Below are 25,468 nucleotides of genomic sequence, written 5' to 3'. Positions count from 1 at the left end.
CAGGCCTGTCGGCTGACCGGTGTCATGAAAAACGCCGGGCCCCCAGGGCTTCGGGCAGTGCGTTGTGGGTGTGCGTGCGTGTGTCGGAGGGGCAGGTATGAATCAGTTTCTCCAGCTCTCGACAAGCTACCCTCTGACGACAGCACAGCGGGACATCTGGCTGGACCAGATGACCAAGGGCGATTCCCCCCTGTACAACATTGGTGGCTATCTCCATATCCAGGGCGCCGTCGACCCTGAGCGTTTTCAGCGGGCGGTCGACCTGTTGATTGAAAAATACGATGCCCTGCGTACGGTATTGCACTACGGCGCCGACGGCGTGCCCATGCAGACAATGGCCGAGACATTGGAGGCGCGGGTTCCCGTGCTGGATTTTTCCGATCGGCCCGACCCAGAGGCAGCGGTCCATGCCTGGATGCAACAACGGATGGCGGTCGCCATCAGGTTGGATGAAAGCCCGTTGTTCCGGTTCTATCTGGCTAAACTCGGTGACGCATCGTTTTATTTTGTGATGCACCTTCACCACATCATCCTGGACGGGTGGGGCGTCGGTTTGGTGCTGACTTCGCTGGGCGAACTCTATGACGCCCTGGAGAACGACCAGCCGCCTGACTTGTCGGCACCGTCCTATGTCGGATTCATCGACGAGGATGCCCGCTATCGTGATTCCCCTCGTTTCAAGCTCGATGAGGCGTACTGGCTGGACAAATACCAGGACGTTCCGGATCCACTGTTCATCGCGCGTCACCACGACCAACCACCCGGGGTCCTGGCTCCCAGTGCTCAAGCCTTGTATCGCTTCGCCCACACCTTGAGCGATCGAATCGATGTCCTGGCGCAAGCGCATCAGGCGTCACGTTTTTCGGTGCTGCTGGCTGCACTGTATGTCTTTTTCATACGGACCACCCAGCGTGATGAGTTGGTGATCGGCCTGCCGATCCTCAACCGCCCCAATGCAACCTTCAAGAAAACGGCGGGGTTGTTCACGCAGGTCAGTGCCGTGCGCTTCAAGTTCGCCAGCGACTTGTCATTTGGTGAGTTGATACGTGGCGTGACCCGCACACTCAAACAGGACTATCGCAACCAGCGGTTCCCCCTGAGCGAGATGAACCGTTCGCTAGAGTTGCGGCGCGATAACCGCGCGCAACTGTTCGACGTTTCGTTTTCCTATGAGCAGGAAGATCGTCGGTTCATGTTCGGACAGGCGCCGGCTCATTTTGTGATGGGCTCGAACGGCCAGGAACAGATGCCGCTGTCCATCCATATCCGAAGCAACCCGCACGACGACAATGCCTGGCTGCACTGGATCTACAACGAAAGCTATTTCCAGGCCGATGAAATCGAGTCGATGGCCGACCGATTCATGCATGTGCTGGAGCAGGGCTTGCGTGACGATACATTGCCGATCGAAGGCTTCGTTCTGCCGACTGCGGCCGAAGCGGACATGCTCCAGGCCTGGAACGCGAGCGATGCGCGCACGTATGAGCATGACCACACGATCCATGGGCTGTTCGAAGCGCAGGTGCGGGCGCGACCTGACGCGGTAGCGGTGCTGCATGAAGACCGTTGCCTGACTTATGGCGAACTCAACGCCCGGGCGAATCAGGTGGCGCACCGGTTGTTGATTCTCGGAGTCCACCCGGACGACCGCGTGGCGATCTGTGTTGAGCGCGGTCTGGACATGATCATCGGCCTGCTGGGCATTCTGAAGTCCGGTGCCGGCTATGTGCCGCTGGATCCGGCCTATCCCCAGGAACGCCTGGCATTCATGCTCGACGACAGTGCGCCGGTTGCTTTGCTCACTCAATCGACGCTGCAGGTTCAACTGCCGGCGTTGCAAGTCCCGGTGTTGTTGCTTGACCAGGCCGAAGCGGCGGGTATCACCGCCCAGTCACGCTACAACCCTGATGTGCGCACCCTGGCCTCACACCACTTGGCCTACGTGATCTATACCTCGGGTTCGACCGGATTGCCCAAGGGGGTGATGGTCGAGCACCGCAACGTCGCACGGCTGTTTTCGGCGACCCAGCCTTGGTTCGAATTTGGCCCGCAAGATGTGTGGGCGCTGTTCCATTCCTTCGCCTTCGATTTCTCGGTCTGGGAAATCTGGGGCGCGTTGACCCACGGCGGCCGCTTGCTGGTGGTGCCGCAACTGGTCAGCCGTTCTCCGCAAGACTGCTATGCGCTGTTGTGCGAGGCCGGGGTCACGGTGCTGAACCAGACGCCAAGTGCTTTCCGGCAGTTGATCGCGGCCCAGGGTGACAGCGACCTGTGCCACAGCCTGCGCCAGGTGATCTTTGGCGGTGAAGCGCTGGAAACCAGCATGCTCAAGCCGTGGTATGCCCGTGCGACCAATGCCGGGACACAACTGGTGAACATGTACGGCATCACCGAAACGACAGTGCATGTGACTTATCGTGCGTTGTGTGCCGCGGATGCGCAGTTGACCGGCGTCAGCCCGATCGGTAAGCGGATTCCCGATCTGCGCCTGTACCTGCTCGACAAGTACGGCCAACCGGTGCCAGTAGGCGTGGAGGGCGAGTTGTATGTGGGGGGCGCTGGCGTGGCGCGGGGTTACTTGAACCGGCCCCAGCTTGACGAAACGCGATTCCTGGCCGACCCGTTCGACGGTGGGGCTCATGCGCGAATGTACCGTACCGGAGACCTTGGCCGCTGGCTGAAAAATGGTGAACTGGAATACCTGGGGCGCAACGATGAACAGGTAAAGATCCGTGGTTTCCGCATTGAACTGGGCGAGATCGAAGCGAAGCTGGCGGTATGCGCGCAGGTGCGCGAAGCGGTGGTGATCGCCCGGGAAGACAACCCGGGGGACAAGCGCCTGGTGGCTTATGTGGTGGCCGACGCAGGTCGGCAACTCTCGGTGGCTGACCTGCGAGACCAATTGCTGGGCTTGTTGGCGGACTACATGGTGCCGAGTGCATTCGTGTTGCTGGATGCGCTCCCATTGACGACCAACGGCAAGCTGGACCGCAAAGCCCTGCCGGCGCCCGATTCACAGGCCTATGCCCGGCGCAGCTACGAAGCCCCGGAAGGCGAAGTGGAAACTGTCCTGGCCAGGCTTTGGGCCGAACTGCTTGGTGTGGAACAGGTGGGTCGACACGATCGGTTCTTCGAACTGGGCGGCCACTCCTTGCTGGCGGTCAAACTGATCGAACGCATGCGCCAGGTCAAGCTGCACGCCGATGTGGGGGTTCTGTTTGGCCAGCCGACGTTGGCATCGCTGGCCGCCGCCACGGGTGTCAGCAAGGGCATCGTGGTGCCGGACAACATGATTGCCCACGGGGTCGAATGCATCACATCGGACATGCTGCCACTGGCAACGCTGACCCAGGACGAGATCGATCGAGTGGTCGCGGCAGTGCCGGGCGGCGTGGACAATGTCCAGGATATCTACGGGCTCGTGCCGTTGCAGGAAGGCATCCTGTATCACCACCTGGCGACCGAGGAAGGCGATCCGTACCTGTTGCAGATTCTGTTGCGCATCGACAGTCGCGAACAGCTCGATGCTATTGTGCAGGCTTTGCAAGTGGCGATCGAGCGCCATGACATTCTGCGTACCTCGGTGGCGTGGGAGGGCTTGGGCGAGCCGGTCCAAGTGGTCTGGCGCCAGGCACAACTGATGGTCGAAGAGCTCGGGCTGGACGTGGCTGAAGGTGATATCGCTGGCCAGATGCAGCGCCGTTTCGATCCACGTCACACCCGCTTCGATCTGCGCCAGGCGCCGATGATGCGCCTTCATTTCACCGAAGATGTCGCCCACGGCAACTGGGTCGCGGTGTTGTTGTTCCATCACCTGATTGACGACGCCACCTCCCTGGGGATGCTGGGCAAGGAGATCGAGGCGCATCTGGAGGGCCGTTCGGCCGAACTTCCGGTATCGGTGCCTTACCGCAACTATGTGGCGCAGGTGCGGTTGGCCGGCAATCAGGAACACCATGAGGCGTTCTTCAGCGAGATGCTGGGGGACATAGACGAGCCGACATTACCGTTCGGTCTGCGGGATGTGCAGGGCGACGGCGTCGGTGTCGAAGAGACGGTGTTGCCGCTGGCCGCCGATCTGGCCCAGCGGTTGCGTACCCAGGCGCGGCGCCTGGGAGTGAGTACGGCCAGCCTGCATCACCTGGCTTGGGGTCAGGTGGTGGGGCGTTTGTCCGGTCGCCAGGATGTGGTGTTCGGCACGGTGCTGATGGGCCGCCTGCACAGTGGGCAGGAAGCCGGCCATGCCCTGGGCATGTTCGTCAACACGCTGCCCTTGCGCGTCGAAGCGGGGGGGCAGGGGGTATTGGCCGCGCTGAAAGCGACCCACGCACGGTTGGCGACCCTGCTGAGGCATGAACACGCGCCATTGTCCCTGGCGCAGCGTTGCAGCGGTGTCGCGGCGCCGACCCCCTTGTTCAGCGCGCTGATGAATTACCGGCAGACTGCCGTGGCGGCGCAGGCACCCAAGGCGGTCGGTGAAGGGCGTCGCTGGGCCGGGGCGCAAATTCTGAGTGGCGAAGAACGCACCAACTATCCGCTGACGCTGTCCGTGGACGATCTCGGTGACGGCTTCAGCCTGACCGTTCAAGCGGTGGTCGAAATCGGCGCGCGGCGTATCGGCGCCTATATGGAAGCGGCATTGACGAGTCTGGCGGCGGCGTTGGAGCGTGCGGTTGAATCGCCCCTGGCGGATTTGACGATTTTGCCGGCATTGGAACGCGAGCAACTGCTGGTGGCATTCAACGCCACCGAGGCGGATTATCCGCAGCAGCAGATGGTTCATGGTTTGTTCGAAGAACAGGCCCAGCGTACGCCGGATGCGGTGGCGGTGATCCGGGGTGAGCAGCGCCTGACTTATCACGAGTTGAACGAGCGGGCCAACCGCCTGGCCCATTACCTGCGCAAGCAGGGTGTGGAGCCCGATTCGCGAGTGGCGATCTGCGTTGAACGCGGCATCGACATGGTCGTGGGGCTGCTGGCGATCCTCAAGGCAGGCGGCGGTTATGTACCGCTGGACCCGGCGTACCCGCTGGACCGGATTGCCTACATGCTGGACGACAGCGCGCCGGCTGCGGTGTTGGCGCAGACAGCGACCCTTGAGTTGCTGGCGGAAGCATCGATGCCAGTGATCAATCTCGACAGCGGCGATTGGCAGGACGAATCCGTCCAGAATCCCGAGGTCACTGAGCTGACGTCCTCGCACCTGGCCTATGTCATCTACACCTCGGGTTCGACCGGTCTGCCTAAAGGCGTGATGATCGAACACCGCAACACGGTGAACTTCCTGACCTGGGCCCATCGCTCATTTGACGCTCAAACCCTGTCAAAAACCCTGTTCTCGACGTCGCTGAACTTCGACCTGGCGGTCTACGAGTGCTTCGCGCCGCTGACCTCGGGCGGCAGCATCGAAGTGGTCACTAATGTGCTGGAACTGCAGCAGGGCGAGCACGACATCACGCTGATCAACACCGTGCCGTCGGCGCTCAAGGCCTTGCTGGAATCGGGTGGGCTGGGCGAGGGCGTCGACACGGTCAACGTCGCCGGTGAAGCGCTCAAGCGCAGCCTGGTTGAAACCTTGTTCGAACAGACCCAGGTCAAGCGCCTGTGCAACCTCTACGGCCCTTCGGAAACCACGACCTATTCAAGTTGGGTGTCGATGGCTCGCGAAGACGGGTTTGCCGCGCACATCGGCAAACCGGTGGCGAACACCCAGTTCTATCTGCTGGACGAGCACAAACAACCCGTGCCGCTGGGCGTGCCGGGCGAAATCTACATCGGTGGTGCCGGGGTCGCTCGCGGTTATCTCAACCGTGATGACCTGACGGCCGAGCGTTTCCTGAAAGATCCATTCAGCACGACTCCAAACGCCCGTATGTACAAAACCGGTGACCTGGGCCGCTACCTGCCGGACGGGAACATCGAGTACCTGGGCCGCAATGACGACCAGGTGAAGATCCGTGGTTTCCGCATCGAACTGGGCGAGATCGAAGCCAAGCTCGCCCAGGCTCCCAACATCAAGGAAACCGTGGTCCTGGCCCGGGAAGACGTGCCGGGCGACAAACGCCTGGTCGCCTATTTCACCCAACACTCGCCGGACGAAACAGTAGAGATCGAAGCCCTGCGCACGCACCTGCAAGCGCAATTGCCGGCCTACATGGTGCCGGTGGCCTACGTGCGCCTGGATGCGTTGCCACTGACGCCGAACGGCAAGCTCGACCGCAAGGCCCTGCCGGCACCGGATCTGGATGCCGTCATCACCCGTGGCTACGAAGCTCCGCAAGGCGAAACCGAAACCACCCTGGCGCAGATCTGGCAAGACGTGCTCAAGGTCGAACGCGTCGGCCGGCACGACCATTTCTTCGAACTGGGCGGGCATTCCCTGCTGGCCGTCAGCCTGATCGAGCGGATGCGCCAGGCCGGCTTGAGCGCCGATGTGCGCATACTATTCAATCAACCGACCTTGGCCGCGCTGGCTGCCGCAGTGGGCACTGGCAACGAGGTGACTGTCCCGGCAAACCTGATTCCTTTGGGTTGCGAACACATCACCCCAGCCATGCTGCCGCTGGCGAAGTTGAGTCAGGAGGCCATCGACCGTATCGTATCGACGGTGCCAGGCGGTGCGCGCAACGTGCAGGACATCTATCCGCTGGCGCCGCTGCAGGAAGGCATTCTTTACCATCACCTGGCCGCCGAACAAGGCGATCCTTATGTGCTGCAAGCGCAGTTCACCTTCGATAGCCGCGAACGCCTGGACGATTTCACCCAGGCCTTGCAGGGTGTGATCGACCGCCACGACATCTTGAGGTCATCCATGGCCTGGGAAGGGCTGGACGAGCCGGTGCAAGTGGTCTGGCGCAAGGCGGTACTGGGTGTTGAACACGTCATCCCGCACGATGAGGAGGGTGACATTCTCGCTCAGTTGAAGGCGAGCTTCGACGTCAGTCACCACCGCCTGGATATCCGCCAGGCGCCGTTGATGCGCGTTCGGTTCGCTCAGGACGCCGTCAACCAGCGTTGGTTGGCGACCTTGCTGGTCCATCACATGGCGCTCGACCACACGGCGCTGGAAGTGATGCGCCACGAGATACAGATGCACTTGCAGGGCCACGCTGGTCAGTTGGGCGACGCGGTGCCTTATCGCAACTATGTGGCCCAGGTGTGCCTGGGTGTGAGTCGTGAAGAGCACGAAACGTTTTTCCGCGCGATGCTCGGCGACATCGACGAGCCGACGCTGCCGTTCGGCTTGCAGGATGTCCGTGGCGATGGCAGCAGTATCGAAGAAGCCCAGCAGGCCATCTCGACGGAGCTGAGCCGCCGTCTGCGCCTGCAGGCGCGCCAATTGGGCGTGAGTGCCGCGAGCCTGTATCACCTGGCCTGGGCCCAGGTGCTGGGCCGGGTTTCGGGTCGCGAGGACGTGGTGTTAGGCACCGTGTTGATGGGGCGGATGCAGGGCGGCGAAGGGGCCGACCGGGCCTTGGGAATGTTCATCAATACCTTGCCGATCAGTGTGCAAGTCGGTGCACAAAGCGTGCGCGACGGCGTGCTGACGACCCATGCGCGGCTGAGCGGGCTGTTGGGCCATGAGCATGCTTCCCTGGCGTTGGCCCAACGTTGCAGTGGCGTGGTTGCACCGACGCCATTGTTCAGTGCATTGCTCAACTACCGTCATTCGGTCGCCGAGCCTAATGCGTTACAAGCGTCGTCGACCTGGGAAGGGATCGAGGAAGTGGGCGGCGAAGAACGCACCAACTATCCACTGGTGCTGTCCGTGGATGATCTCGGCGAAGGCTTCAGCCTGACCGTTCAGGCAGTGGCCGAAATCGGCGCACGGCGGATCGGCGCCTACATGGAAGCGGCATTGACGAGCCTGGTCGTGGCGTTGGAGTGTGCGGCTGGAACGTCATTGTCTGATTTGACGATCTTGCCAGCGCAGGAGCGTGATCGGTTGCTGGTGACATTCAACGCCACCGAGATCGACTATCCGCAGCAGCAGACGATTCATGGCCTGTTCGAAGAACAGGTCCAGCGTACGCCGGATGCCGTGGCGGTGATCCGTGGCGAGCAACGCCTGACGTATCACGAGTTGAACGAGCGGGCCAACCGCCTGGCCCATTACCTGCGCAAACAGGGCGTAGAGCCCGATTCGCGGGTGGCGATTTGCGTCGAGCGTGGTATCGACATGGTCGTGGGGTTGTTGGCGATTCTCAAGGCCGGCGGCGGTTATGTGCCGCTGGACCCGGCGTATCCGCTGGACCGGATTGCCTACATGCTGGACGACAGTGCGCCGGCGGTGGTGTTGGCGCAGACGGCGACCCTTGAATTGCTGGCAGCAGCCTCGATGCCAGTGATCGATCTCGACAGTGGTTTGTGGCAGGACGAGTCCGTCCAGAATCCGGAGGTGGCCGAGCTGACGTCCTCACACCTGGCCTATGTCATCTACACCTCAGGTTCGACTGGTCTGCCCAAGGGCGTGATGATCGAACACCGCAACACGGTGAACTTCCTGACCTGGGCCCATCGTTCTTTCGATTCGCAGACCTTGGCGAAGACCCTGTTCTCGACGTCGTTGAACTTCGACCTGGCGGTCTACGAGTGCTTTGCGCCGCTGACCTCGGGCGGCAGCATCGAAGTGGTCACTAATGTGCTGGAACTGCAACAGGGCGAGCACGACATCACGCTGATCAACACCGTGCCCTCGGCGCTCAAGGCCTTGCTGGAATCCGGCGGATTGGGCGAGGGCGTCGACACGGTCAACGTCGCCGGTGAAGCGCTCAAGCGCAGCCTGGTGGAGACGTTGTTCGAGCAGACCCAGGTCAAACGCCTGTGCAACCTCTACGGCCCTTCGGAAACCACGACCTACTCAAGCTGGGTATCGATGGCCCGCGAAGACGGGTTTGCCGCCCACATCGGCAAACCGGTGGCGAACACCCAGTTCTATCTGCTGGACGAGCACAAACAACCCGTGCCGCTGGGCGTGCCGGGCGAAATCTACATCGGTGGTGCCGGGGTCGCTCGCGGTTATTTGAACCGCGACGACCTCACGGCCGAACGCTTCCTGAAAGATCCGTTCAGCGCCGTTCCAAACGCCCGTATGTACAAAACCGGCGACTTGGGCCGCTACCTGCCGGACGGCAACATCGAATACCTGGGCCGTAACGACGACCAGGTGAAGATCCGCGGTTTCCGCATCGAGTTGGGCGAGATCGAAGCCAAGCTCGCGCAACACGCTGCCTTGAACGAAACCGTAGTCCTGGCCCGTGAGGACGTACCGGGCGACAAACGCCTGGTGGCTTATTTCACCCAGCATTCGCCAGACGAGTCGGTAGACATCGAAGCCTTGCGCGCCTATCTGCAGGCATTGTTGCCGAGCTACATGGTGCCGGTGGCTTACGTGCGCCTGGATGCGTTACCACTGACACCGAACGGCAAGCTCGACCGCAAGGCGCTGCCGGCGCCGGATCTGGATGCCGTCATCAGCCGCGGCTACGAAGCCCCGCAAGGCGAAACCGAAACCACCCTGGCGCAGATCTGGCAAGACTTGCTGGGCCTGCAACAGGTCGGTCGCCATGATCACTTCTTCGAACTGGGGGGGCATTCCCTGCTGGCGGTCACGCTGATCGAGCGCATGCGTCAGGCCGGCTTGAGTGCCGACGTGCGCATATTGTTCGGCCAGCCAACCCTCGCGGCGTTGGCGGCGGCAGTGGGAGGCAGCAACGAAATAGTGGTGCCAGTCAACCGGATCGCGCTCGACTGCGAGCGGATCACGCCTGACATGCTGACGCTGACCAGCCTCGACCAGGACGCCATCGACCGCATCGTGTCCACCGTACCGGGTGGTGCGCGCAACGTGCAGGACATCTATCCGTTGGCCCCCTTGCAGGAAGGCATCCTTTACCATCACCTCGCATCCGAACAAGGCGACCCTTACGTGCTGCAAACGCAGTTCGCCTTCGACAACCGCGAACGCCTCGACGCTTTCATCCAGGCCCTGCAAAGCGTCGTTGACCGCCACGACATCTTGAGGTCATCCATGGCCTGGGAAGGGCTGGACGAGCCGGTGCAAGTGGTCTGGCGCAAGGCGGTGCTGGGTGTTGAGCACGTCATCCCGCACGATGAGGAGGGTGACATTCTCGCCCAGTTGAAGGCGAGCTTCGACGTCAGTCACCACCGTCTGGATATCCGCCAGGCGCCGTTGATGTGCGTCCGATTCGCAGAGGACGCCGTCAACCAGCGTTGGCTGGCGACCTTGCTGTTCCATCACATGGCGCTCGACCACACGGCGCTGGAAGTGGTGCGTCACGAGATGCAGGCGCACCTCTCGGGCCAAGCCGGTCAGTTGGGCGATGCGGTGCCTTACCGTAACTATGTGGCCCAGGTATGCCTGGGTGTGAGTCGTGAAGAGCACGAAGCGTTTTTCCGCGCGATGCTCGGCGACATCGACGAACCGACGCTGCCGTTCGGCCTGCAGGATGTTCGTGGCGATGGCAGCGGTATCGAAGAAGCCCGACAGGCTATCGCGACCGACTTGAGTCGACGCCTGCGGACCCAGGCCCGTCGCCTGGGGGTGAGTGCGGCAGCCTTGCATCACCTGGCCTGGGCCCAGGTGCTGGGCCGGGTTTCGGGGCGCGAAGACGTGGTGTTCGGCACCGTGCTGATGGGGCGGATGCAGGGCGGCGAAGGCGCCGACCGTGCCTTGGGAATGTTCATCAACACCTTGCCGATTGGCGTGCAGGTCGGTGCGCAAAGCGTCCGCGACGCTGTACTGGCGACCCATACGCGGTTGAGCGGCTTGTTGGGCCATGAACATGCCTCCCTGGCGTTGGCCCAACGTTGCAGTGGCGTGATTGCACCGACGCCACTGTTCAGTGCATTGCTCAACTACCGTCATTCGGTCGCCGAGCCTATTGCGCTGCAAACCTCGTCAGCCTGGCAGGGTATCGAGATACTGGGGAGCGAAGAACGCACCAATTATCCGTTGACGATGAGTGTCGATGACCTGGGTAAAGACTTCAGCCTGACGGTGCTGGTCGAGTCTCGGGTGGGTGCCCAACGTATCTGCGGCTATATGCAGGTGGCGCTGGAAAGTCTGGTCGAGGCGTTGGAGCATGCGCCACAGACGCCGATGTGCAGCCTGGCAATATTGCCGCTGGCCGAACGTAAGCAACTCCTTGAAACCTGGAACGCGACAGCGGCGATCTATGCCCATGACCCGCTGATCCATCGGCAGTTCGAGGCCCAGGCCGCGGCACACCCGCAAGCGGTGGCAGTGGTGCATGCAGGCCAGACACTGACTTACTGTGAGCTCAACGCCCGGGCGAACCAGGTCGCGCATCGCCTGTTGGCCTTGGGCGTCTGCCCCGATGATCGAGTGGCGATCTGTGTCGAACGCAGCCTGGAAATGGTTGTCGGCCTGTTGGGCGTGCTGAAGGCCGGGGCCGGCTATGTCCCTGTGGACCCGGCCTACCCGGCGGAACGTATTGCCTACCTGTTGCAGGACAGCGCACCGGTTGCGGTGTTGGTGCAGGCCGTCACCCAGGGTTTGCTGGCCGCTGGCGCGGTGCCGGTCATCAATCTCGATAACGCCGGTTGGCAGGACGAGTCCGTCTCCAACCCCGCGGTGCCAGGGCTCGAAGCCCGTCACCTGGCATACGTGATCTACACGTCCGGCTCGACCGGTCTGCCCAAGGGCGTGATGGTCGAGCATCGCAACCTCAGCAACCTGGTGGGCTGGCATTGCCAGGCCTTTAATGTGAAACGCGGTAGCCGCACCTCCAGTGTCGCCGGTTTCGGTTTCGATGCGGCGGCCTGGGAGATCTGGCCTTCGTTGTGTGCGGGGGCGACGTTGCTGTTGCCACCGGCCCATGCGGGCAGCGAGGACGTCGGCGCGCTACTCGACTGGTGGCAGGCCCAGGCGCTGGATGTGTGTTTCCTGCCCACGCCCATTGCCGAATACGCGTTTGGCCGCAACCTGGGACACGATCAACTGCGCACCTTGCTGATTGGTGGCGACCGCCTGCGCAAGCTACCGGCCGATCTGCCCTTCGAACTGATCAACAACTACGGCCCCACGGAAACGACGGTGGTGGCTACCTCGGGGCGGATCGATGCCTCGCAGGCGGTGTTGCATATCGGTAAGCCGGTGGCCAACACCCAGGTCTACCTGCTCGATGCCCACCTGCAACCGGTTCCCGTAGGCGTGGCAGGTGAGCTGTACATTGGTGGCGCCGGGGTTGCCCGGGGTTATTTGAACCGTGGGCAATTGACCGCCGAGCGCTTTGTGAAGGACCCGTTCAGCCTTGTGCAGGACGCGCGGATGTACCGCACCGGTGACCTGGGGCGCTACTTGCCGGACGGCAACATCGACTACCTGGGGCGCAACGACAGCCAACTGAAGATCCGTGGCTTGCGTATCGAGCTGGGTGAAATAGAAGCCAGGCTCGGCGCTTGCGCCGGAGTCCGGGAGGCCGTTGTCGTCGCGGTGGGAGAGGCCCCGGATGACCAGCGCCTGGTGGCGTATTACACGGCGCACGACACCCTGGATCAAGCGCTGACAGCCGATAGCCTGCGCGAACAATTGCAGGTGCACCTGCCCAGCCACATGGTGCCGGCGGCCTACATGTGCCTGGACGCCTTGCCTTTGACCCCGAACGGTAAACTCGACCATCGGGCCTTGCCTGTCCCGGACAGCGAGGCCTATTCGGGACGCGGCTACGCAGCCCCGCAAGGCGAAGTCGAAACGGCATTGGCGCGGATCTGGTCCGAGCTGCTCAAGGTCGAGCAGGTGGGTCGTTACGACAATTTCTTTGAGCTGGGCGGGCATTCGCTCATGGCCGTCAGCCTGATCGAGCGGATGCGCCAGGTCGGCTTGAGCGCCGACGTGCGCGTGCTGTTCAGTCAACCGACCCTGGCCGCGCTGGCCGCCGCCGTTGGTAGTGGCAGTGAGGTCAGTGTCCCGGCGAACTTGATTCCCTTGGACTGTGAACACATTACCCCGGCGATGCTGCCGCTGGTCGCTCTGGACCCGCACGCCATCGAGCGCATCGTATCGACAGTACCGGGGGGGGCGCGCAATGTGCAGGACATCTATCCGCTGGCCCCGCTACAGGAAGGTATTCTCTACCATCACCTCTCGGCCGAGCAGGGCGATCCCTACCTGCTCCAGACGCTGTTCGCTTTCGAGACCCAGGACCGTCTGGAGGACTTCGCGCGCGCGTTGCAACAGGTTATCGATCGTCACGACATTCTCAGGACGTCGATACGTTGGGAGGGATTCGAGCAACCCTTGCAGATCGTCTGGCGCAAAGCGCTGCTGAGACGGCAAGAGGTCGCCTTGGACCCGGTCGACGGCGATGCCGCGGCGCAACTGTATGAACGCTTCGATTCCAGGCATCACCGTCTGGATATTACCCAGGCACCGATGCTGCGTCTTGTGCATGCCCACGACACGGATAATGACCGTTGGCTGGCGATGCTGCTGTTCCACCACATGACGCTGGACCACACCGCGCTGGACGTGATGCAACACGAAATACAGGCCTGTCTCTCGGGAGAGGCGGCGCAGTTGGGCGCCGCGATGCCGTATCGCAACTATGTGGCCCAGGCCCGTCTGGGTGTGAGTGGCGAAGCCCACGAACGTTTTTTCCGCGACATGCTCGGCGACGTCGACGAGCCGACGCTACCGTTCGGCTTGCAGGATGTGCAAGGCGATGGCAGCGACATCGAGGAGGTCCGCCAGGACGTCGCGGCCGACCTGAGTCGCCGGTTACGGGGCCAGGCGCGTCAGCTCGGGGTGAGCGCGGCGAGCCTGTATCACCTGGTCTGGGCGCAAGTCCTGGGCCAGGTGTCGGGCAAGGACGATGTGGTGTTCGGCACGGTGCTGATGGGCCGGATGCAGGGCGGCGAGGGCGCCGATCGGGCGTTGGGCATGTTCATCAATACGCTGCCCTTGCGGGTGAGCGTGGCGCAAGCCGGCGTCCGTGCCGGCGTCAAGGAGACCCATGCCCGCCTGACCGCGTTGCTGGCCCATGAACACGCTTCCTTGGCGTTGGCGCAACGTAGCAGTGGCGTGCAAGCGCCAACACCATTGTTCAGTGCCTTGCTCAACTACCGTCATACCGGAGCGACAACCGCGATCGAGCTGTTGCCGGCCTGGGACGGTATCCAGATACTCAGTAGCGAGGAACGGACCAACTACCCGTTGACGTTGTCGGTGGACGATCAGGGCGAAGCGTTCAGCTTTACCGTCATGACCCCGGCACGCATTGGTGCGCAGCGGCTTTGTGGTTATGTGCAGCACACATTGGAAAACCTGGTCGGCATGCTCGAGCAGACGCCGGACCAGCCGTTGCAGCACCTGTCGATCCTGCCGGCCTTGGAACGTGAACAACTGCTGGTGACATTCAACGCCACCGAGGCGGATTATCCGCAGCAGCAGACGGTTCATGGGTTGTTCGAGGACCAGGCCCAGCGTACGCCGGAGGCGGTGGCGGTGATCCGTGGCGAGCAGCGCCTGACTTATCACGAGTTGAACGAGCGGGCCAACCGCCTGGCCCATTACCTGCGCAAACAGGGCGTGGAGCCGGATTCGCGGGTGGCGATCTGCGTTGAACGCGGCATCGACATGGTCGTGGGGCTGCTGGCGATCCTCAAGGCTGGCGGCGGTTATGTGCCGCTGGACCCGGCGTACCCGCTGGACCGGATTGCCTACATGCTGGACGACAGCGCGCCGGCTGCGGTGTTGGCGCAGACAGCGACCCTTGAGTTGTTGGCGGAAGCATCGATGCCAGTGATCAATCTCGACAGCGGCGATTGGCAGGACGAATCCGTCCAGAATCCCGAGGTGGCCGAGCTGACGTCCTCGCACCTGGCTTATGTCATCTACACCTCCGGTTCGACCGGTCTGCCCAAGGGCGTGATGATCGAGCACCGCAACACGGTGAACTTCCTGACCTGGGCTCATCGTTCGTTCGATGATGCCACGTTGTCGAAAACCCTGTTCTCGACGTCGCTGAACTTCGACTTGGCCGTCTATGAATGCTTCGCGCCGCTGACCTCGGGTGGCAGCATCGAAGTGGTCACTAATGTGCTGGAACTGCAGCAGGGCGAGCACGACATCACCCTGATCAACACCGTGCCGTCGGCGCTCAAGGCCTTGCTGGAGTCCGGTGGGCTGGGCGAGGGTGTCGACACGGTCAACGTCGCCGGTGAAGCCTTGAAGCGCAGCCTGGTTGAAACCTTGTTCGAACAGACCCAGGTCAAGCGCCTGTGCAACCTCTATGGCCCGTCGGAAACCACGACCTATTCAAGCTGGGTGTCGATGGCTCGCGAAGACGGGTTTGCCGCACACATCGGCAAACCGGTGGCGAACACCCAGTTCTATCTGCTGGACGAGCACAAACAACCCGTGCCGCTGGGCGTGCCGGGTGAAATCTACATCGGTGGTGCCGGGGTCGCTCGTGGTTATTTGAACCGCGACGACCTGACGGCTGAACGCTTCCTCAAGGACCCGTTCAGGACGGCTCCGAACGCCCGCATGTACAAAACCGGCGACTTGGGCCGCTACCTGCCGGACGGCAACATCGAATACCTGGGCCGTAACGACGACCAGGTGAAGATCCGCGGTTTCCGCATCGAGTTGGGCGAGATCGAAGCCAAGCTCGCGCAACACGCTGCCTTGAACGAAACCGTAGTCCTGGCCCGTGAGGACGTACCGGGCGACAAACGCTTGGTGGCTTATTTCACCCAGCATTCGCCAGACGAGTCGGTAGACATCGAAGCCTTGCGCATCTACCTGCAGGCATTGTTGCCGAGCTACATGGTGCCGGTGGCTTACGTGCGCCTGGATGCGTTGCCACTGACGCCGAACGGCAAGCTCGACCGCAAGGCCCTGCCGGCACCGGACCTCGATGCGCTGATCACCCGTGGCTACGAAGCCCCGCAAGGCGAGGTCGAGATCAGCCTGGCGCAGATCTGGCAAGACGTGCTCAAGGTCGAACGCGTCGGCCGTCACGACCATTTCTTCGAACTGGGCGGCCATTCGCTGTTGGCGGTCACGCTGATCGAGCGCATGCGCCAGGCCGGCTTGAGCGCCGACGTGCGCGTACTGTTCGGCCAGCCCACCCTGGCCGCGCTGGCGGCGGCAGTGGGGGGCGGCAGCGAAATCGACGTGCCGGTCAACGGCATCCCGTTCGGCTGCGAGCGGATCACACCTGACATGCTGACGCTCACCAGCCTCGACCAGGACGCCATCGACCGCATCGTGTCGACCGTTCCAGGTGGGGCGCGCAACGTGCAAGAGATTTATCCAGTGGCACCGTTGCAGGAAGGCATTCTTTACCATCACCTGTCGGCCGAGCAGGGCGATCCCTATGTCTTGCACGCGCAATTTGCCTTTGACAGCCGCGAACGCCTCGACGGGTTCACCCAGGCCCTGCAAAGTGTCATTGACCGCCACGACATCTTGCGCACCGCGATTCTCTGGGAAGGTCTCGACGGGCCTCGACAAGTGGTCTGGCGCGAAGCGCGGCTGGGGCTTGAAGAATTGGTGCTGGACCCGCAGGCCGGAGCGATCGCCCAACAGCTGCAGCACCGTTTCGACGTCCGGCACTATGCCCTGGACATGACCCAGGCACCGCTGATGCGCCTGGCCTTTGCCCAAGACAAGCCGAACCAGCGCTGGGTAGCGATGCTGTTGTTCCATCACATCGCCCTCGATCACGCGGCGCTGAAAGTCGTACAGAGCGAGATGCAGGCCTACCTGCTGGGGCAGGCCGGTCAATTGGACGTTCCGGTACCGTATCGCAACTACGTGGCCCAGGCGTGCTTGGGTGTGGATCGTGAAGCGCAGGAAGGGTTCTTCCGTGAGATGCTGGGTGATGTCGACGAACCCACGCTGCCGTTCGGTTTGCAGCAGGTGCAGGGTGACAGCCATGACATCGAGGATGCGAGCCTGGTGCTCGACGGCGACTTGAGTCGTCGGTTGCGGCGCCTGGCACGCCAGTCGGGCGTGGGCGTTGCCAGTTTGCATCACTTGGCCTGGGCCCAGGTGCTGGGGCAAGCGTCCGGCAAGCAGGACGTGGTGTTTGGCACCGTATTGATGGGGCGGATGCAGGGCGGCCAGGGTGCTGACCGTGCGTTGGGCATGTTCATCAACACCTTGCCCCTTCGTGTGAGCGTGGGCGATCAGGCCGTCAAGGCCGGCGTCAAGGCGGTCCATGGGCAATTGACCGCACTGTTGGGCCACGAGCACGCCTCGCTGGCAGTGGCCCAGCGTTGCAGCGGCGTGGCGGCACCACTGCCGCTGTTCAGCGCCTTGTTGAACTACCGCAACTCCAGCGAACAGGCCGATACAGAAGCGGCGCAGTTGGCCTGGCACGGCATTGAGACACTGGGTGGCGAAGCACGTACCAACTATCCATTGACGCTGTGTATCGACGACTTGGGTGAAGATTTCGCCCTGACCGTCCTGGCCACGAGCGGTGTCGGTGCGCAGCGAGTCTGTGCCTACATGGCGACCGCGCTGCAAAGCTTGGCAACGGCGTTGGAATCCGACCCGACATCACGCTTGCAAACGCTGGCGGTACTGCCGCAAGCCGAGCGTCATCAGGTACTGACCGGCTTCAATACCACTGCCCGACGCTATCCTCAGGACAGGACCGTCCATGGCCTGTTCGAGGCGCAAGCCAACGAGCGTCCGCAAGCCGTTGCCGCCGTGCACAACGAGCACAGCCTGACCTACGCCGAGTTGAACCACCGGGCCAATCGCCTGGCCCGTCATCTGGTTGGTCTCGGCGTGCGACCGGGGGATCGGGTGGCGATTGCGCTGGAGCGTTCGCTCGAGCTGCTGGTCAGCCAACTGGCGATCCTCAAGTGCGCCGCCGTCTATGTCCCACTGGATGTCAGCGCGCCTCTGGAGCGTCAGCAGTTCATGGTGCAGGACAGCGGGGCACAGGTCGTGCTGACGTCGGGCACGGCGGTAGCGCCTGAAGCCTCGCAACGGGTCGATCTGGATACGCTGGTCTTCAATGAAGCCGCCGATAACCTCCACCTGACGCAAAGCGGCGAATCGGTGGCCTACATCATGTACACCTCCGGCTCCACCGGCACCCCGAAAGGCGTGCTGGTGCCACATCGGGCGATCAACCGACTGGTGATCAACAACGGCTACGCCGAGTTCAACGCCCAGGACCGGGTGGCCTTTGCCTCCAACCCGGCCTTCGATGCCAGCACCCTCGACGTCTGGGCACCGTTGCTCAACGGCGGTTGCGTGGTGGTGGTCGACCAGGACGTGCTGCTGACACAGGAACGTTTTGCGGCGCTGCTGCAAGAGCAATCGGTCAGCGTGCTGTGGATGACCGCCGGCCTGTTCCATCAATACGCCGCGGGGCTGATGTCGGTGTTCGCCCAGCTGCGCTACCTGATCGTCGGTGGTGATGTACTCGACCCAGCGGTGATCGGCCGAGTCCTGAAGGAAGGCGCGCCGCTGCACCTGCTCAACGGCTACGGCCCGACCGAAGCCACCACCTTTACCACCACCCATGAGATCAAGAGCGTGGGCGAGGGCGGTATTCCCATCGGTCGCCCGATTGGCAACACCCGTGTCTACGTGCTGGATGCCAACCAACAGCCGGTGCCCATCGGCGTGGCCGGCGAGTTGTACATCGGTGGCGATGGCGTGGCGAAAGGGTACTTGAATCGTCCCGAGCTGAGCGCCGAGAAGTTCGTCGCCGACCCGTTCAATGCCGATCCCGGTGCCTTGCTCTACCGCACCGGCGACCTGGCGCGCTGGCGGGCGGACGGCACGGTGGATTACCTGGGGCGTAACGACGACCAGGTGAAGATCCGTGGTTTCCGTATCGAACTGGGCGAGATCGAAGCCCGGTTAGGCCAGCATGACGAGGTCAAGGATGTCGTGGTGCTGGTGCGCGAAGACGTCCCGGGTGAGAAGCGCCTGGTGGCGTACTTCACGCCGCGGGACCTGGACGTTGCGCCACACATCGAGACCCTGCGTACTCATTTGCAGGGGCAATTGCCGGACTACATGATTCCGGTGGCCTACATTCGCCTCGACACACTGCCGTTGACCGCCAACGGCAAGCTCGACCGCCGCGCACTGCCGGCGCCGGACAGCGAAGCCTACGTCAGCCGTGAGTATGAAGCGCCGCAAGGCGAGGTCGAGCAGCTCTTGGCACAACTCTGGGCCGAGCTGCTCAGGGTTGAGCAAGTGGGTCGCCATGACAATTTCTTCGAACTGGGCGGCCATTCGCTGTTGGCCGTCACGCTGATCGAACGCATGCGCCAGGTCGGCTTGAGCGCCGACGTGCGAGTGTTGTTCGGTCAGCCGACCCTGGCCGCACTGGCCGCGGCGATTGGCAGCGGCAGGGAAGTCAGCGTTCCGGCGAACGTGATTCCTTTGCATTGCGAACACATCACCCCTGATCTGTTACCGCTGGTCAACCTGTCCCAGGCCGCCATCGACCGACTCGTCGCCACGGTGCCGGGTGGTGCGCGCAACGTGCAGGACATCTACCCGCTGGCGCCGCTGCAGGACGGCATTCTCTACCATCACCTGGCCGCCGAGCAGGGCGACCCCTATGTGCTGAAAACCGTGTTCGAACTGCAAAGCCGCGACCGCTTGGCGGCGTTTGTGGACGCGCTGCAATACGTCATCGATCGCCACGACATCCTGCGCACCAGTGTGGTGTGGCAAGGCTTCGACGCACCGATCCAAGTGGTGTGGCGCGAAGCGAAGCTGCATCTGGAAGAGATCGCCCTGGACATTGCCAAGGGCGAGATCACGGCGCAGTTGCAGGAGCGTTTCGACCCGCAACGCTACCGGCTGGACATCACCCAGGCCCCGCTGATGCGTCTGGTCTTTGCCGAAGACGCGCTCAACCAGCGTTGGGTCGCGGTGTTGTTGTTCCACCATATGGCCCTCGACCACACGGCGTTGGAAGTGGTGCAGCAAGAGATGCAGGCGCACCTGCTGGGCCAAACCGACCAACTGCCCGTGGCGATGCCGTACCGCGCCTATGTGGCGCAAGCGCGCCTTGGGGTGAGTCAACAAGAGCACGAAGGGTTCTTCCGCGAGATGCTCGCCGATGTCGACGAGCCGACCTTGCCGTTCGGCTTGCAGGACGTGAGCGGCGACGGACAGGCCATCGAGCAGGCCCGGCAGGTTGTCGAGGCGACCTTGAGCCTGCGTCTGCGGGCGCAAGCCCGGCAGTTGGGCGTGAGTGCCGCCAGCTTGGTCCACTTGGCCTGGGCGCAGGTACTGGGGCGTGTGTCAGGCAAGGACGATGTGGTGTTCGGTACGGTCCTGTTGGGCCGGATGCAGAGCGGCGATGGTGCTGACCGGGCGCTGGGCATGTTCATCAATACCTTGCCGCTGCGGATCGACGTGAGCAGCCAAGGCGTGCGCGAGGGGGTGAAAGCCACTCACGCACGGCTGACCGGGTTGTTGGGCCATGAACACGCCTCGCTGGCCTTGGCCCAGCGTTGCAGCGGCGTGGTTGCGCCGCTGCCGCTGTTCAGCGCGCTGCTCAATTATCGGCACAGCGCCAGTGCAGCGGCCGAGGTCTCGAATGAAACCCAAGCCGCATGGCAGGGCATCGAGTTCCTGAGCAACGAAGAGCGGACCAATTACCCGCTGACCCTATCGGTGGATGACCTGGGCGATGGCTTCCTGTTGAGCGCCCTGGTAGTGCAGGGCATCGGTGCGGCGCGCATCTGCGCCTACATGCACACGGCCCTGGAAAGTCTGGTGCAGGCCCTCGAACACGCGCCCCAGACGCCACTCAACCGACTGGAGATCCTGCCGCAAAGCGAGCGCAATCAGTTGCTGGAGGACTTCAACGCCACCCAGCGCACCTATCCACATGAGCAGACCGTTCTGGCGCTGTTCGAGGCTCAGGCCACGTACCTGCCGCAGGCGATTGCAGCGGTGCATGGACAGCGGCAAGTGAGCTACGCGCAGTTGAACGAGCAGGCCAACCGCCTGGCCCATCACCTGATCGGCCTTGGCGTGCAACCGGACGACTGCGTGGCGATCCTGTTGCCACGTTCCATCGAGCTGCTGGCCAGCCAATTGGCGATCCTCAAGTGCGCGGCGGCCTACGTGCCGCTGGACCGCAACGCTTCCCTGGAACGCCAGGGCTTCATGCTCGACGACTGCCAGGCCAAGTGCCTGCTGACGTTCAGTACCGAGACCGTGCCCGAGGGTGCATCGCGCATCGACCTGGACACGCTGGACAGCCAGGGCCCGGTGCACAACCCGGCATTGGCGCAGTCCAGCGAGTCGATCGCCTACATCATGTACACCTCGGGCTCCACCGGGCAGCCCAAGGGCGTGCTGGTGCCACATCGGGCCATCAACCGCCTGGTGATCAACAACGGCTACGCCGACTTCAACGCGCAGGACCGCATCGCCTTCGCCTCGAATCCGGCGTTCGACGCCAGCACCATGGACGTCTGGGGCGCCTTGCTCAATGGCGGGCAGGTGGTGGTGATCGACCATGAAACCCTGCTTGAGCCGTCAAGGTTTGCCCAGGTCCTGCAGGACTCGGGCGTTACGGTGCTGTTCGTGACCACGGCAATCTTCAACCAATACGTGCAACTGATTCCCCAGGCCCTCGGCGGCCTGCGGATCCTGTTGTGCGGCGGCGAACGGGCCGATGTGGCGTCGTTCCGGCGCTTGCTGGACCTGGCGCCCGGTTTGCGCCTGGTGCACTGCTATGGCCCGACCGAAACCACCACCTACGCCACCACCCTCGAGGTGAAGGCCGTGGCGCTGGATGCCGAATGCGTGCCCATTGGCGGACCGATCGGCAATACCCAGGTGTACGTGCTCGATGCACGCCAGCAATTGGCGCCGTTGGGTGTCGTCGGCGAGATGTACATCGGCGGCCAGGGCGTGGCCAAGGGGTATCTGAATCGACCAGACCTGACCGCGGAAAAATTCATCGCCGACCCGTTCAGCCATGAACCCGACGCGCTGCTGTACCGCACTGGTGACCTCGGTCGCTGGTTGCCGGAAGGCAGCCTGGAATGCCTGGGGCGCAACGATGATCAAGTGAAGATCCGCGGTTTCCGCATCGAGCTGGGCGAGATCGAAGCCAAGCTGGTGGCCTGTGACGGCGTGAGGGACGCGGTGGTGCTGGTGCGAGCCGATGAAACCGGCGAGAAACGCCTGGTGGCCTATGTCATTGCCCAACCGCAAGTCACGCTGAGCGTGGCCGGGTTGCGCGAGCAATTGTCCTCGACCTTGTCCGAGTACATGGTGCCTGCGGCGTTCGTGATGTTGCCGGCGTTCCCGTTGACGCTTAACGGCAAGGTGGACCGCAAGGCGCTGCCGGCGCCGGACGCCGAGGCTTACGCGAGCCAGGCCTACGCGGCGCCCCAGGGCGAGATCGAACAGGTCTTGGCCGGTATGTGGGCCGAGCTGCTGAAAGTGGAACGGATCGGTCGCCACGATCACTTCTTCGAGCTGGGTGGCCACTCGCTGCTGGCGGTGACGCTGATCGAACGCATGCGCCAGGCCGGCTTGAGCGCCGACGTGAGGGTGCTGTTCAGCCAGCCAACCTTGGCCGCACTGGCCGCGGCGATTGGCAGCGGCAGGGAAGTCCGCGTGCCGGCGAACCTGATTCCTTTGGACTGTGAACACATCACCCCGGACTTGTTGCCCTTGATCAACCTGTCCCAGGAGGCCATCGACCGCCTCGTCGCCACCGTTCCCGGTGGTGCGCGCAACGTGCAGGACATCTACCCGTTGGCGCCATTGCAGGAAGGCATCCTTTATCACCACCTGGCCGCCGAGCAGGGCGACCCCTATGTGTTGCAATCGCAATTCGCCTTCGACAACCGTGAGCGCCTCGATGCCTTCATCGGCGCACTGCAAGTGGTGATCGATCGCCACGACATCTTGCGCACCAGTGTGGTCTGGGAAGGCTTGGATGAGCCGGTGCAAGTGGTCTGGCGCCAGGTGGTGCTGGCGCCGCAGTGCATCGTTCTCGATGCCACGGCCGGCGACATCGCCACGCAATTGGCCAGCCGTTTCGATGCGCGTCACAGTCGCCTGGATTTGGGCCGGGCACCGTTGTTGCACCTGGCTTACGCCCGGGACGAGGCCCAGGATCGCTGGATCGCGATCCTGTTGTTCCATCACATGGCCCTGGACCACACCGCCCTGGACGTGATGCAGCATGAAATGCAAATGCACCTGCTGGGCCAGGACGAACACCTGGTTGCATCGGTGCCGTACCGCAACTACGTGGCCCAGGCCCGCCTAGGGACGAGCGAACAGGAGCACGAAACGTTTTTCCGCGAGATGCTTGGCGATATCGACGAGCCGACGCTGCCATTCGGACTGGCCCAGGTACAGGGCGACGGGCACGGCATCGAGGAGGTGAAGGCGTTTGTCGATGACACCTTGAGCCAGCGCCTGCGCACGCAAGCCCGCCAGCTGGGTGTCAGTGCCGCCAGCCTGGTCCATTTGGCTTGGGCCCAGGTCCTGGCCGTGGCGTCGGGCCAGGAGAACGTGGTGTTCGGCACGGTCCTGCTGGGCCGGATGCAAGGCGGCGACGGCGCCGATCGGGCCCTGGGCATGTTCATCAACACCTTGCCGATCTGCGTGCCCGTGAATGAGCAAAACGTGCGGGACGCGGTGAAGACCACCCACGCGCGGCTGACCGGGTTGCTGGGCCATGAGCATGCTTCCCTGGCCTTGGCCCAGCGCTGCAGTGAGGTGGCCTCGCCAGCGCCGCTGTTCAGTGCGCTGCTGAACTTCCGCCACAGTTCGCTGCAGGTGACGGATGAGGGGTTGTCGGCCTGGAACGGCATGCAAATGTTGTCCAGCGAGGAACGTACCAACTATCCGCTGACGCTGAACGTCGATGACCTGGGCGAAGGCTTCAGCCTGACGGTGCAGGTCGAGTCCCGGATCGGGGCGCAACGTATCTGTGACTATGTGCAGGTGGCCCTGCAGAGCCTGGTTGATTCCTTGGAGCACGCGCCGCAAACGGCGGTGCACAACCTCGCGGTATTGCCATCGGCCGAACGCAAGCACCTGTTGGAAACCTGGAATGCGCCAGAGGCGACGTATGCCCACGACGCGCTGATCCATCGCCAGTTCGAGGCCCAGGTCGCGACGCAATCCGACGCGGTGGCGGTGGTGTTCGAGGATCAGGTTCTGACCTACGGCGAACTCAACGCCCAGGCCAACCAGCTCGCCCATCGCTTGTTGTCCCTGGGCATTCGCCCGGATGACCGGGTCGCGATCTGTGTCGAACGCGGCTTGGACATGCTCGTCGGCCTGTTGGGGATCTTGAAGTCGGGTGCCGGCTACGTACCGCTGGATCCGGCTTCCCCGGCGGAACGCATCGCCTACATGCTCGAGGACAGTGCCCCCGTGGCGATCGTGGTGCATGCCGCCACCCAGGCGCTGCTGGCCGAAGAGTCGGTACGGCTGATCGAACTCGATAGCCCGGCGTTGCGCAGCCAGTCCACTGCCAACCCGCAAGTACCGGGCCAGACCTCGTCGCAGTTGGCCTACGTGATCTACACCTCCGGCTCCACCGGGTTGCCCAAGGGCGTGATGGTCGAGCACCGCAACGTCGCACGATTGTTTTCGGCGACCCAGCCCTGGTTCGAGTTCGGCCAGCAAGACGTCTGGGCACTGTTCCATTCCTTCGCTTTCGATTTCTCGGTCTGGGAAATCTGGGGTGCGTTGATCCATGGCGGACGCCTGCTGGTGGTGCCACAGCTGGTCAGCCGCTCCCCGCAAGAGTGCTACGCGCTGCTGTGCCAGGCCGGTGTGACCGTGCTCAACCAGACGCCAAGCGCCTTCCGGCAACTGATCGTGGCCCAGGGCGAAAGCGATCTGCGTCACAGCCTGCGCCAGGTGATCTTTGGCGGTGAAGCGCTGGAAACCGCGATGCTCAAGCCCTGGTACGCCCGTGTAGCCAATGCTGGGACACAGTTGGTGAACATGTACGGCATTACTGAGACGACGGTGCACGTGACCTACCGTCCCCTCGAAGCGGCCGACGCGCAGTTGACGGGCGTCAGCCCCATCGGCAAGCGCATTCCCGACCTGCAACTGTATGTGCTCGACGCCCGGCGCGAGCCGGTGCCGGTAGGCGTGGTGGGTGAGATGTACGTGGGTGGCGCGGGCGTGGCGCGGGGTTACCTGAACCGGCCCGAGTTGACCCAGGAACGCTTTATTGCCGACACCTTCAGCGGGGGGGAAGGGGCACGCCTGTACAGGACCGGCGACCTCGGCCGCTGGCTGGCCGACGGCAGCATCGAATACCTGGGCCGCAACGACGACCAGGTGAAGATCCGCGGTTTCCGCATCGAACTGGGCGAGATCGAAGCGACCTTGGCCGCCTGCGAGGGGGTCAGCGACGCGCTGGTGATAGCCCGTGAAGACGCGCCGGGGGACAAGCGCCTGGTGGGCTATGTCATTGCCGCA

1 protein-coding gene (cut by a window edge) is annotated in these 25,468 nt (G+C 63.1%); it reads left to right on the top strand.

Annotation, left to right across the window (positions count from 1 at the left end):
• Positions 1 to 97 precede the first annotated feature (97 nt).
• A protein-coding gene (locus tag AO356_RS28245; RefSeq protein WP_109791126.1) for a non-ribosomal peptide synthase/polyketide synthase crosses the window boundary here: on the top strand, positions 98 to 25,468 show its 5' portion. It continues 3,660 nt past the right edge of the window; only the first 25,371 of its 29,031 coding nucleotides appear in the window; the start codon lies at positions 98 to 100; its stop codon lies beyond the right edge, outside the window.

The sequence above is a fragment of the Pseudomonas fluorescens genome (genome assembly GCF_001307275.1).
GTDB lineage: Bacteria > Pseudomonadota > Gammaproteobacteria > Pseudomonadales > Pseudomonadaceae > Aquipseudomonas > Aquipseudomonas fluorescens_AA.
Note: the sequence above shows the minus strand (reverse complement) of the source record. Positions and strands in the feature narration are given on the sequence as shown.